General features: G+C 60.1%; 11 protein-coding genes. 5 read left to right on the top strand and 6 right to left on the bottom strand.

Translation table 11 applies throughout. From position 1 onward, the window contains the following. Positions 1-32: 32 nt before the first annotated feature. The 6 genes from J2T09_RS01100 to ytfQ form a co-directional block, all read right to left on the bottom strand. Positions 33-833 (bottom strand): ion channel, encoded by an 801-nt coding sequence (locus J2T09_RS01100; RefSeq protein ID WP_306830154.1) that lies wholly within the window; start codon positions 831-833, stop codon positions 33-35. Positions 834-885: 52 nt separating this feature from the next. Then, positions 886-1,644: a FadR/GntR family transcriptional regulator gene (locus J2T09_RS01095; protein ID WP_306830152.1), complete on the bottom strand. Its 759-nt coding sequence runs from the start codon at positions 1,642-1,644 to the stop codon at positions 886-888. Between the two features lies 1 nt (position 1,645). Continuing rightward, complete coding sequence (yjfF, locus tag J2T09_RS01090) at positions 1,646-2,632, bottom strand: galactofuranose ABC transporter, permease protein YjfF (RefSeq protein WP_306830151.1); 987 nt, start codon at positions 2,630-2,632, stop codon at positions 1,646-1,648. Beyond that, on the bottom strand, positions 2,629-3,693 hold the full coding sequence (locus tag J2T09_RS01085; RefSeq protein ID WP_306830148.1) for an ABC transporter permease: 1,065 nt from the start codon (positions 3,691-3,693) through the stop codon (positions 2,629-2,631). The genes yjfF and J2T09_RS01085 overlap by 4 nt, the downstream gene beginning before the upstream one ends. Beyond that, positions 3,690-5,231: a sugar ABC transporter ATP-binding protein gene (locus tag J2T09_RS01080; RefSeq protein ID WP_306830146.1), complete on the bottom strand. Its 1,542-nt coding sequence runs from the start codon at positions 5,229-5,231 to the stop codon at positions 3,690-3,692. Before J2T09_RS01080 ends, J2T09_RS01085 begins: the two co-directional genes overlap by 4 nt. A gap of 117 nt (positions 5,232-5,348) precedes the next feature. Then, positions 5,349-6,272: a galactofuranose ABC transporter, galactofuranose-binding protein YtfQ gene (gene ytfQ / locus J2T09_RS01075; RefSeq protein ID WP_306830767.1), complete on the bottom strand. Its 924-nt coding sequence runs from the start codon at positions 6,270-6,272 to the stop codon at positions 5,349-5,351. Between the two features lie 373 nt (positions 6,273-6,645). On the opposite strand from ytfQ, the gene araD1 reads away from it, so the two are divergent. From araD1 to mmsA, 5 genes are all read left to right on the top strand, one after another. Beyond that, positions 6,646-7,638: an AraD1 family protein gene (araD1, locus tag J2T09_RS01070; protein ID WP_306830144.1), complete on the top strand. Its 993-nt coding sequence runs from the start codon at positions 6,646-6,648 to the stop codon at positions 7,636-7,638. A gap of 11 nt (positions 7,639-7,649) precedes the next feature. Further along, positions 7,650-8,576: a Gfo/Idh/MocA family protein gene (locus J2T09_RS01065; protein WP_306830142.1), complete on the top strand. Its 927-nt coding sequence runs from the start codon at positions 7,650-7,652 to the stop codon at positions 8,574-8,576. A 46-nt stretch (positions 8,577-8,622) separates the two neighbouring features. After that, a complete protein-coding gene (locus tag J2T09_RS01060; RefSeq protein ID WP_306830140.1) occupies positions 8,623-10,455 on the top strand; it encodes an IlvD/Edd family dehydratase in 1,833 nt (610 codons plus the stop codon). A 167-nt stretch (positions 10,456-10,622) separates the two neighbouring features. Beyond that, complete coding sequence (gene chvE, locus J2T09_RS01055) at positions 10,623-11,684, top strand: multiple monosaccharide ABC transporter substrate-binding protein (protein WP_306830138.1); 1,062 nt, start codon at positions 10,623-10,625, stop codon at positions 11,682-11,684. Positions 11,685-11,741: 57 nt separating this feature from the next. After that, positions 11,742-13,304, top strand: a complete 1,563-nt coding sequence (gene mmsA, locus J2T09_RS01050) for a multiple monosaccharide ABC transporter ATP-binding protein (RefSeq protein WP_306830136.1) — start codon at positions 11,742-11,744, stop codon at positions 13,302-13,304. The last annotated feature ends 3 nt before the right edge of the window (positions 13,305-13,307 follow it).

Here is a 13,307-nt window from a genome sequence, read left to right as displayed (position 1 = left end):
GGTTGATGTTGCATCGTCTGTTTCCCGTTCCTTCACATTCCTTCGTCCGGAATGTTGAGAACATGTCCGCAGGCCTTGCAATGCACGGCATCGGCATCATGACGCTGCAGGCCGCATTGCGGGCAGGGGAAGCGCACCTTGTAGGGCCGCACGATTGCCTGCGCCAGACGCACGAACAGTGAAATGCCGATGATCATCGTCACGACCGAGGTCAACTTGCCCACCGTGCCGGGCAGGGTGATATCCCCGAAACCGGTCGTGGTAACCGTCGCCACGGTAAAATACAGCGCATCGACAAAACCTTCGCCGCCCGGCAGGTCGTAAAAGAAGCTGGTATAGACAAAGCCGGTGATGACGAAGAGAAACACCAGAAAATTGATCACCGCGCGGATGACATCCTGCATCTGGCCGCAGCCGGCGCGGATCAGGATAACCCGGAACAATGTGCTGTTGCTGATCGACCAAAGCCGCATGATCCGCAGGAAGGCGAAGTTGAACAGCGCCTCCGGAAACAGCAGCGTCGCCAGAATGAACAGGTCGATCCAGGTCATCGGCCGTTTGGCGAAGGTCAGGAGCGAAGGGGCTGCAATTGCCCGCGCCATTAGTTCGCCGGCAATCCAGACCGCGATCATGTAGTCGATGATCAGGTAGCTTGGGCCGGACCGCAGATAGGGACCGAGCAGGAAAAAAGCGAGGATGGCGAGATCGACGATCGCCAGCAATGCCTGCCAGCGCAATGCCCAGTCGTCCCTGCCGCTTTCTATACGCTGCAGTTTTTCCCGCAGATGGCGGGAACGGGTCGAGCTGTCCGGGCGGTTTGCTTCAGTGTTCATGCCGCCCAGATAGAGACTTCTCGTTGGCGGTCAAGCAGGGATGGCAAAGCCGTCAGGTTGCCACGTTTTCCAGGTCCGGCGTGCGCTCCATCGAACCGAGAATGCGGCTCTTGCCGACATCGATGACATGTTGCATGGCGGCGATCGCCTTGGCCGGATCGCGCGAGGCGATCGCATGCGCGATACGCAGGTGGTTGCTCGCCACCTCATCGATCTTTTCCGGCGATGCCGCCGGCGACGACAGCTGGAAGGAGATTGCCAGTGCCGCTTCGATCAGCGCACTGGCAGAGCGCATGAACGGGTTTCCGGACATGCGCGCGACCGCAAGATGAAAGTCGAGATCCACCTTGGCGATGGTTTCCGGCGTGTGCGACAGATCGTCGAAGCGGGCGGCAATGGCATAAAGTGCGACGATATCGTCGCTGGTCGCGCGCACGGCGGCAGCGGCCGCTGCTGCCGGCTCCAGCGCATTGCGCATTTCGGCGATGTAATCGATGAAGGCATGGTCGATGCCCGCTTCACAGCGCCAGCCCAGCACGTCTGGATCGAAGAAATTCCAGCTGTCGCGGGGCAAAACGCGGGTGCCGACACGCGCTTTCGGTTCAATCAGGCGTTTGGCCGTCAGCGTCTTCATCGCCTCGCGCAGCACGGTGCGCGATACGCCGAAGCGTGCTGAAAGCTCGTTGTCTCCGGGCAGGATCGAGCCTTCCGCAAGCTCGCCGGAAACGATGGCGCTGCCGAGTTCGGCAACCACATGCGCGTGGCTGCTTCGGCGTTTGCGTCCGCTGATCGTCGTTTCCAGCAATCCCAATTCAAGCCCCCTTCAGGCGCGCTATGTCGATGCGCCTGTTTGAATACCAGATGATGCCGCGCTGCAACACGATGAACACGAAGAGCAGTACGCCGATGACGATTTTCGTCCACCACGATGACAATGTGCCGTCGAAGACGATGTAGGTCTGGATCAGTCCCTGGATGAGAATGCCGACGAACGTGCCGGCAATCAGCCCTGTGCCGCCGGTAAGCAACGTGCCGCCGATCACGACAGCCGCAATTGCATCGAGTTCGACGCCGACAGTTGCCAGCGAATAACCGGAGGAGGTGTAGAGGGTATAGGCGATACCGGCGAGGCCGGAGAGAAAGCCGGAAGTCGCATAGATGCCGATCGTGGTGCGGCCCACCGGCACACCCATCAGTTCCGCCGATTGCGGATTGCCGCCGAGCGCATAGACATTGGCACCGAACTTCGTGCGTGACGCGATGATGCCGCCCACCACGAAGACTGCGATCATCAGCATCGACATGGCTGTCAGCCGGCCGCCGCCGGGGAAACGGAAATAGAACCCCTGGATAGTGTCGATGAAAGGATGCGAAATCGGCACCGATGCCGTCGAGATCAGATAGGCAGCACCGCGCGCCAGAAACATGCCGGCCAGCGTCACCACGAATGGCGGGATCTGCAGATAACGGATCATCGCGCCCATGGCGCTGCCGAATGCCGTTGAGATGACCAATACCACCGCAAAAGCCGTCAGAGGGTGCAGGCCGAAAGAGCCGACGGTGACAGCGACGAAGACGCTGGTAAAGGCGATCACCGAACCGATCGAAAGATCGATGCCGCCCGACAGGATGACGAATGTCATGCCGACCGCTGCGATGCCGAGAAAGGCGTTGTCGACCAGTAGGTTGCCGATCACCCGCGTCGACAGCATGGCCGGAAACTGCAGGGCGCAGAGCGCATAGGCGATAACGAAAATGGCAAGCGTGGTGACGAAGGGAAGGTTGCGGCTGTGGATCATCGGATGTTCCCCTTCACATTGGCATCATTGACTTCCGAGCGTTTGGTCGGCGCGACGAGCTCCGGCCGTTTGCGCCAGAATCGCAGGAAAGCCGTCAGCGTCAAAAGCGCCGGTGATTGCAGGGTCAATACGATGACGATGATCACCGCCTTGATGATCAGGTTGAATTCCGGCGGAAAGCCCGAAACCAGAATGCCAGTATTGATCGACTGGATGATCAGCGCGCCCAAGAGCGAGGCGGCGATGGAAAACCGTCCGCCATTGAGCGAAGTACCGCCGATCACGACCGCCAGGATGGCATCGAGTTCCAACCAGAGGCCGGCATTGTTGGCATCGGCGCCACGAATGTCGGCGGTGACGATCAGGCCGGCGACCGCTGCCATCATGCCGGAAATGGCATAGACGAAAAAGATCAGGAATTTTGCCCGCACGCCGGCAAGGGTTGCCGCGCGTCGGTTGATGCCGGTCGCCTCGATCAGAAAACCGAGCGCCGAGCGCCGCACCAGAAGGCCTACGATCAGCGCCATCGCCACCCAGATCAGGATCGGCAGCGGGACCCCGGCAAAGGAGCCGGAGCCGAGCGCCGCGAATGTATCGTTGTTGAAAGTGAGGATGGCGCCCTCGGTGATCAACTGGGCGATGCCGCGTCCCGCCACCATCAGGATCAGCGTGGCGATGATCGGCTGGATATCCAGCAGTGCCACCAGCATGCCATTCCACAACCCGCAGATCAGGCCGACACCAAGTGAGACGAGAATGACGACCGGCAGGCTGTAACCCTGCGTCACCAGACTGGCCGCCACCGCGCCGCAGATGGCGATGACGGCGCCGATCGACAGATCGATACCGCGCGTGGCGATGACCAGCGTCATGCCGATGGTGAGCAACGCCACGGGGGCTGCGCGGACTAAAACGTCGATCAGGCTGCCATAGATGCGGCCATTGGCGATGGAGAGGTTGAGGAAGCCCGGTGCAACGGCGGTGATCATCGCCAGAATGACGACGAGCGCAATCAGTTGCGGGGCAAGGCGGCGCAGGCGGCGGGTGATGGCGTTTTTCATGCGGCCTCCGTCCGGTTGGGGGCAGCAATGGCATGCATGATATTGTCGGCGGTGACGTCCGCGCCGGAAAGCTCGGCAATGTGCTTGCGATCGGACAAAACAATGACGCGATGGGCGATCGCCGTCAGTTCCTCGAGTTCCGAGGAGATGACGACAAGCGACATGCCGTCGCCGCAGAGCTTCTCGATCATTTTCAGAATTTCCGCATGCGCGCCGATATCGATGCCGCGCGTCGGTTCATCAAGGATCAGCAGGCGCGGATTGGTGGCGAGCCAGCGGGCCAGAATGGCCTTCTGCTGGTTGCCGCCGGACAGGAATTTGATCGGTCGGTCAGGGTCGGCGGGGCGGATGTCCAGCGAACGAATGAAATCCTCCGCCAGCGCCTGTTTTTGCCGCGAGGAAATCGGTTTCGCCCATCCCTGCCGCGCCTGAAGCGCCAGCGCGATGTTTTCGGCCACGGAAAAATCGCCGATAATGCCGTCGCTCTTGCGCTCCTCGGGACAGAAACCGAACCCTTGCGCAATCGCCGCTTCCGGCGAGGTCAGCGCGATCTCACTGCCATCCACCGTCGCCGTGCCGCTGTCGGCGCGGTCTATGCCGAACAGGAGGAAAGCCGTCTCGCTGCGGCCCGAACCGAGCAGGCCGGCAATGCCGACCACCTCGCCGGGGCGGATCGCGAGATCGAAGGGGGAAACACTGCCGCGCTTGCCGTAATCGTTGAAGCTGATCGCTGCATCACCCACCGGCACATCGCCTTCGGTGGCCTGATGGTCGCGCGTGACATGCTGCAACTCGCGGCCGAGCATCATCGAGATCAGGTCCATGCGCGGCAGACCGTCAAGGGCGCGGTTGCCGACCAGCTTGCCGTTGCGCAGCACGGTCACGCGGTCGCAGACGGCATAAACCTGATTGAGAAAATGGGTGATGAGAATGATGCCGAGCCCTTCTGCCTTCAGCTTGCGCAGCACGGAAAACAGCACTTCGACTTCCTGCGCATCGAGGCTCGCGGTTGGTTCGTCCAGCACCAGAACCTTGCCGGACAGATCGACGGCGCGGGCAATGGCGATGATCTGGCGAATGGCGACGGAATAGGTGGAGAGCAGCGCATCGACATCGATATCCAGCCCGTACCGAGCGAGAAGTTCGCGTGAGCGCCGGCGCATTTCGCGACGGTCGGTGAGACCGAAACGGCGCGGCTGGCGGCCCAGAAACAGGTTTTCCGCCACCGTCAGGTTTTCCAGAAGATTGACCTCCTGATAGACGGTGCCGATGCCGAGCGCCTGCGCCTCGCCGACATTGGCAGGCGAGACCTCTTCGCCATCCAGCCGGATCGTGCCGCTGTCACGGCTGTAGACGCCGGTCAGGATCTTGATCAGCGTCGATTTGCCGGCGCCGTTTTCGCCCAAAAGCGCATGGATCTCTCCGCGCTGCAGCGAAAAATCGACAGTGTCGAGTGCGATATTGCCGAGAAAGCTCTTGGTGATCGAGCGGGCTTCCAGCACGCAATCGGCCTCCAGAATGTTTTGGGAATCTGACATGCTCACCTGTCCGCATGGTTTTTGGGCGAGCGGCACGTGTTCAACGCGCCGCTCGTTCTGCGTCAGTGATGCGGGCATCGGTCAGGATGCCTGCTCATCAAGCCTTGAGGGTAGGGATCAGTAGCCGAGACCCTTCTTGGACTCGTACACCTTCATCGGGTCGTCGTTCGCAGTGAAGAGCTTGGACTCGGTCTGGATCCACTTCGGCGGCTCCTTTTTGTCCTTCAGATACGCTTCCAGCGCATCGAAGGCCGGGCCGGCCATGTTCGGGGTCAGTTCCACGGTGGCGTTGGCCTCACCCTTCGCCATGGCCTGGAAAATGTCCGGCACGGCGTCGATCGAGACGATCTTGATGTCGGTACCGGGCTTCAGGCCCGCTTCCTTGATCGCCTGGATGGCGCCAACGGCCATGTCGTCATTGTGGGCGTAAACGGCACAGATATCCTTGCCGCCGCCTTCCGCCTTGATGAAGCTTTCCATGACTTCCTTGCCCTTTGTGCGGGTGAAGTCACCGGTCTGCGAACGCACGATCTTGATGTTGGAAGCAGCCTTGATCGCTTCCTCAAAGCCCTTCTTGCGGTTGATGGCCGGAGAAGAACCGGTCGTGCCCTGCAGTTCCACGACCTTGCAGTCCTTGGAGCCGATATCCTTTACCAGCCAGTCGCCGGCAACCTTGCCTTCGTGGACCTGATCGGAGGTCACGGCGGTGAGGTAGAGATCCTTCGGCGACTCGATCTCGCGGTCGAGCAGGATCACAGGGATATTTTCTTCCTTGGCTTCCTTCAGCACGGCATCCCAGCCGGTGGCGACTACCGGTGCGATCAGGATCGCATCGACGCCCTGCGCGATGAAGCCGCGGATCGCCTTGATCTGGTTTTCCTGCTTCTGCTGCGCATCGGCGAATTTCAGGTCGATGCCGCGTTTTTCCGCCTCCTGTTTGGTGACGGTGGTTTCGGCCGCACGCCAGCCCGATTCGGAGCCGATCTGCGAGAAACCGACCGTCAGCGAGGCTGCGGAAACGCTGGTTGCCAAACCGGTCATAGCGGAAAGTGTGAATGCGACGCCAAGCGCCGCGAATGCTGTTCTCATCTTAAATCCTCCCAGAGATGAAAGTAGCAAGTGCATCGCTAACTGATCATATAGTCATACTTTTGCAAGCGGAAACTTTGTCGTATTTTGATGTTTTTCAGGTCTCGACAGCAATTCTCAAGATACAAACGGTTTAAATCGCTTAAAATTTAGGCAATGCCTTGGTGTTGATGGATTTCGCTTGGCGGTTCTGGCTTCTTGACAATGCGCTCCCTCATCCAATAGTCATATTTATCGACGGAGCGTCACTTTGGCGCAGGCGTCGAAAAATGTCCGGCCCTGAGGAGGCGTCGGGTGGGAGAGAAACATTCAGGATGATGGGTTGATGCTGCGAATTCTTCAGGTTGCGGATGCGGCCGGCGCCGTGCGCGTCGTTGCATGGGATGGTGAAGGCGATGCCCGTGTCGTCAATGGCGTACATGCCACATACGAACTGGCAAAGCAGGCCATCGCGGCCGGCAGGTCGCTTGCCGAACAGATCAGCGAAGCCGGTCTCGGTGATGTTGTCGATCTTGAAAAAGCGGCTGCGGAAAAGCGTATCCTTCTTCCTATAACTCACCCGGATCCGGCGCATTTCATCGTTGCCGGCACCGGCCTCACCCATCTCGGTTCGGCAGACGGTCGCGACAAGATGCACAAGGCGGCGCAATCGGCGGAAAAGCCGACCGATTCCATGCGCATGTTCCTGATGGGCGTCGAAGGCGGCAAACCGAAGCCGGGCCAGGAAGGCGTTCAGCCGGAATGGTTCTACAAGGGTGATGGTTCGCAGCTGCGCGCCACCGGGGAGGACCTGCAGTCTCCCGCCTTCGCGCTTGATGGCGGCGAAGAACCGGAACTGGCCGGCGTCTATCTGATCGGCGATGACGGCATCACCTATCGCGTCGGTTTCTGCCTCGCCAACGAGTTTTCAGACCATGTCACCGAAAAGGGCAATTACCTCTGGCTCGCGCATTCAAAACTGCGCCAGGCCGGTCTCGGCCCCGAGCTGATTGTCGGCGATCTGCCGGACCACGTTGAAGGCACCTCGCGTATCGTGCGTGATGGCAAGACCGTGTTCGAAAAGCCCTTCCTGTCGGGAGAGGCGAACATGTCGCACACGATCGCCAATCTCGAACACCACAATTTCAAGTACGATATCTTCCGTCGGCCGGGCGATCTGCATGTGCATTTCTTCGGAACTGCAACGCTGTCCTTTTCCGAAGGTATCAAGACCGAACCGGGCGACGTTTTCGAAATCTCGGCGGCGCCGTTCAAGCTTCCTCTCGTCAACCGCTTGGCCGTCGCTGAAGCGACGTCGGTCGACGTCCGCAAGCTTTAAGGAAGACTGCAATGAGCAATATTCGCCTCGGCATCGTCGGGCTCGGCAAGATCGCAAGAGATCAGCATCTCGGTGCGATCGCGGCCACCGATGGTATCGAACTGACGGCGGTGGCCAGCCGCAATGCGCAGCTCGACGGTGTCCACTGTTTCCGCGACATCGCAGACATGCTGGCATCGGGTGTCGAACTCGATGCGGTCTCGCTGTGCACGCCGCCGCAGGGCCGGTTCGCGCAGGCCAGGGCCGCCATCGAAGCGGGCAAGCACCTGATGCTGGAAAAACCGCCGGGCGCGACGCTCTCGGAAGTTTTCGCGCTGGAACGGTTGGCGCGAGAGAAGGGCGTCAGTCTCTATGCGACATGGCATTCCCGTGCGGCCGCGGCGGTCGAGCCGGTGCGCGACATGCTGGCGAAACGCACCATTCGCTCGGTTGCCGTATCGTGGAAGGAAGACGTGCGTCACTGGCATCCGGGCCAGGCGTGGATCTGGGAGCCGGGTGGCCTCGGCGTGTTCGATCCCGGCATCAACGCGTTGTCCATCGTCACCCGCATCATGCCTGACAGTTTTCATCTGACGGCTGCCGATCTGTCCTTCCCGGCCAACCGGGCAGCGCCGATCGCCGCCAACCTGGCCTTCGAAACGGCAGGCGGAGTTCCCGTCACCGCCGAGTTCGACTGGCGTCAAACCGGTCCGCAGACTTGGGACATTCGCATCGAGACGGACGAAGGTTTGATCGTCATGACTCATGGCGGCAGCCGCCTGATCGTCGATGGCACCGCGCAGATCGTCGAGGAAGATCACGAATATCGCCGCTTGTACGAGCGTTTCGTCGAGATCGTCCCGGCATCCGCCATCGATGCCGATCTGTCGCCGCTCGTGCATGTGGCCGATGCCTTCATGCTCGGCCGTCGCCTCACCGTCGAAGCGTTCGAGGATTGAGCAAGAACACTCGATCCGCACCATCTTCCAATTCGAGAACAGCATCATGAGCCATTCCGACAATCACGACCCGAAAGCCATCGTCGAAGCTGCAAAGGGCCGCAAGCTGCGCTCGCGCGCCTGGTTCGACAATCCCGACAATGTCGACATGACGGCGCTTTATCTCGAGCGTTACATGAACTTTGGCCTCAGCCAGGCCGAACTGCAGTCGGATCGCCCGATCATCGGCATCGCCCAGACCGGCTCCGATCTGTCGCCGTGCAACCGTCACCATCTGGAACTGGCGCATCGCCTGCGTGAAGGCATTCGCGAAGCCGGCGGCATCGCCATCGAATTTCCGGTTCATCCGATCCAGGAAACGGGAAAACGTCCGACTGCCGGACTCGACCGTAACCTTGCCTATCTCGGCCTCGTCGAAGTGCTCTACGGTTATCCGCTCGATGGTGTCGTTTTGACCATCGGTTGCGACAAGACCACGCCGGCCTGTCTGATGGCGGCGGCCACCGTCAACATCCCGGCCATTGCTTTGTCCGTCGGCCCGATGCTGAACGGCTGGTTCCGTGGCGAGCGTACCGGTTCGGGCACCATCGTCTGGAAGGCGCGCGAACTGCTCGCCAAGGGCGAGATCGATTATGCCGGTTTCGTCAAGCTGGTCGCCTCGTCGGCGCCCTCCACCGGTTATTGCAACACGATGGGCACGGCAACGACGATGAACTCGCTGGCCGAAGCGCTCGGCATGCAGCTTCCGGGTTCGGCCGCCATTCCGGCGCCGTATCGCGACCGTCAGGAAGTGTCCTACCTGTCCGGCCTGCGCATCGTCGACATGGTCCGTGAAGATCTGAAGCCTTCCGATATCATGACCAGGGAAGCCTTTATCAACGCCATCCGCGTCAATTCGGCGATCGGCGGTTCCACCAATGCGCCGATCCATCTGAACGGTCTTGCCCGCCACATGGGCGTGGAACTCACGGTGGACGACTGGCAGAAATACGGCGAGGAAGTGCCGCTTCTGGTCAACCTGCAGCCAGCCGGCGAATATCTCGGCGAAGACTATTACCATGCCGGTGGCGTTCCGGCCGTCGTCAACCAGCTGATGACGAAAGGGCTCATCCATGAGGATGCGATGACGGTCAACGGCAAGACGATCGGCGAAAACTGTCGCGGTGCCGTCATCGAAGATGACAAGGTCATCCGCACCTATGACAATCCGCTGAAGGCCCATGCCGGTTTCCGCGTGTTGCGCGGCAACCTGTTCAATTCGGCGATCATGAAGAAGAGCGTGATTTCGGAAGAGTTCCGCAATCGCTACCTCTCCAATCCGCAGGACCCGGAAGCTTTCGAAGGCCGTGCGGTCGTGTTCGATGGGCCGGAAGATTACCACCACCGAATCGACGATCCGTCGCTCGAAATCGATGCGCATACCGTGCTGTTCATGCGCGGCGCCGGTCCGATCGGTTATCCGGGCGCTGCCGAAGTCGTCAACATGCGCGCCCCGGATTACCTTCTGAAGCAGGGCGTTTCATCGCTCCCCTGCATCGGTGACGGACGCCAGTCCGGCACGTCGGGCAGCCCGTCCATTCTCAACGCCTCGCCGGAAGCGGCGGCAGGTGGTGGTCTCGCGATCCTGCGTACCGGTGACAGGGTTCGCATCGATGTCGGTCGCGGCACCGCCGATATCCTGATCTCGGCGGAAGAGCTGGAAGCCCGCCACAAGGCGCTCGCGGCCGATGGCGGTTACCAGTATCCGAAACATCAGACGCCCTGGCAGGAAATCCAGCGCGGCATTGTCGGCCAGATGGAATCCGGCGCCGTGCTCGAGCCGGCGGTCAAATATCAGCGTATCGCGCAGACTGCCGGTCTGCCGCGAGATAACCATTGATAAATCCCCCCGAAATTCAAGGATGGTTTCGGGGGCTTTCAATGGGCAAGCTTAGAAGACTTGCGGTGCAATAACGCCGCAGGGTTGCAATCGGTGGCGGTTGAATAAAACTGCCAGCCAGAGGATTGAGCGGCTCGTTGGGAGCACGCTTTTTTGGGAGAGTAGTCATGAACGTATTCAAATATCTGTCGACGGTGGCTATCGCTGCTGCCGTCGCCTTTGCGGCACCGGCATTTGCCGCCGACAAGGGCCTCGTCGGCGTCGCCATGCCGACCAAGTCGTCCGCACGCTGGATCGCCGACGGCGACAACATGATCAAGGTTCTGCAGGAACGCGGCTACACGACCGACCTGCAGTATGCCGAGGACGATATTCCGAACCAGCTGTCGCAGATCGAAAACATGATCACCAAGGGCGCCAAGGTTCTGGTCGTCGCTTCGATCGACGGCACCACGCTTTCGGACGTTCTGGCACAGGCCCACACGGCCGGCATCAAGGTCATCGCGTATGACCGCCTGATCCGCGACACGCCGAATGTCGATTATTACGCGACCTTTGACAACTTCCAGGTCGGCGTTCTGCAGGCGACCACGCTGGTAAAGGCACTGAAGGCCGATACCGAAGCCGGTCCGTTCAACATCGAACTGTTTGGCGGTTCGCCGGACGATAACAACGCCTACTTCTTCTATGACGGCGCCATGAGCGTTCTGCAGCCGCTGATCGACAAGGGCACGCTCGTTGTCGGTTCCGGCCAGACCGGCATGGACAAGGTCGCCACCCTGCGCTGGGATCCTGCAACCGCCCAGGCCCGCATGGACGCCATCCTGTCCTCGACCTATTCCGACAAGAAGCTGAACGCTGTTCTGTCGCCCTATGACGGCATCTCGATCGGCATCCTGTCGTCGCTGAAGGGCGTCGGCTACGGTTCGGGTGACATGCCGATGCCGTTCGTTTCCGGCCAGGACGCCGAAGTTCCTTCGGTCAAGTCGATCATCGCCGGCGAACAGTACTCGACCATCTTCAAGGACACCCGTGACCTCGCAAAGGTCACCGTCGACATGGTCGATGCCGTCATGAGCGGCAAGGAGCCCGAGGTCAACGACACCAAGACCTACAACAACGGCAACAAGGTTGTTCCGTCCTACCTCCTGAAGCCTGTCGCCATCGACAAGACCAATGTCGATGTCCTGGTCAAGAGCGGTTATTACACCGAAGCACAGATCAAGTAATTCGCGAATGCCGCGCGGCGTTATTCGCCGCGCGGTTCCTTTATATTGGGAGTTCTCATGCTTGATCCCGTTCAGTCCGTGGCGGAAAAATCGCCTATCCTCGAAATGCGGGGAATTTCAAAAAGCTTCGGCGCCGTCAAGGCGCTTTCGGACGTCAGCTTTACCGTCAACGAAGGCGAAATTCACGCGCTGGTCGGCGAAAACGGCGCCGGTAAATCCACTCTGATGAAGGTTCTGTCGGGTGTTTATCCGGCCGGTTCCTATGAAGGGTCGATCCTCTTCGGCGGCGAGGAACGCCATTTTCGCGATATCAACGATTCTGAAAAGCTCGGCATCATCATCATCCATCAGGAGCTTGCGCTCATTCCGCTGATGTCGATCGCGGAAAACATCTTTCTGGCCAGTGCACCATCGAAATTCGGCGTCATCGATCAGGACGAGCGTTATCGCCGCACGAAAGCGCTGCTCGCCAAGGTGGGTCTCCACAGTGAAGTGCCGGAAACGCTGATCACCAATCTCGGCGTCGGCAAGCAGCAGCTTGTGGAAATCGCCAAGGCGCTGTCGAAAGACGTGCGCCTGCTGATCCTCGACGAACCGACCGCGTCGCTCAACGAGACGGACAGCGCCGCACTTCTGGAACTGCTCAAGGAGTTCCGTCGCAACGGCATTACCTCGATCATGATCAGCCACAAGCTGAACGAGATCACCGAAGTGGCAGACCGCATCACGGTTCTGCGCGATGGCCGTACTGTCGGCACGCTCGATTGTCATGAAGGTGCCGTCGATGAGGACGAGATCGTGCGGCGCATGGTCGACCGCGATCTCGAAAGCCGTTATCCATCGCGCACGCCAAAAATCGGCGACGTCATTTTCGAAGTTGAAAACTGGTCCGTCTATCATCCGCAGCATTCCAGCCGGCAGATGGTCAAGAACGTGTCCATGAAGGCGCGCGCCGGCGAAGTGGTCGGCATTTCCGGCCTCATGGGCGCAGGCCGCACCGAATTCGCCATGAGCGTGTTCGGCCGTGCCTATGGCCGCGATATCACCGGCACGGTGAAGGTGCATGGCAAGGCGGTCGATACATCCGACGTGCACAAGGCCATCAAGGCGGGGCTTGCCTACGTCACCGAAGACCGCAAGCAGCTCGGCCTCATCCTGGCGGAAGACATCCGCAAGAATGTCTCGCTCGCGCATCTGGGCGGCGTTTCCACACGCGGCGTCATCGATGATATTTCGGAAATGAAGGTGGCGCAGGAGTTCCGTGCGCGCATGCGCATCCGCAGCCACAATGTCTATCAGGAAACCGGAAAGCTTTCCGGCGGCAACCAGCAGAAGGTGGTGCTGTCGAAATGGCTGTTCACCGGCCCGGATATCCTGATCCTGGATGAGCCGACGCGCGGCATTGATGTCGGCGCGAAATACGAAATCTATTCCATCATCAACGAACTTGCGGATGCCGGGAAGGCCGTCATCGTGATCTCGTCGGAAATGCCCGAGCTTATCGGCACATGCGACCGGATCATGGTGATGCACGAGGGCGAATTCGTCGGCGAAGTGGCCGGCGAAGAGGCAACGCAGGAAAATATCATGCGCGCCATCATGCGCCGCAGGGAGAAGTAAACC

Source organism: Neorhizobium huautlense, assembly GCF_030811685.1.
Lineage (GTDB): Bacteria > Pseudomonadota > Alphaproteobacteria > Rhizobiales > Rhizobiaceae > Neorhizobium > Neorhizobium huautlense_A.
This window is presented reverse-complemented; position numbering and strand designations above follow the sequence as displayed.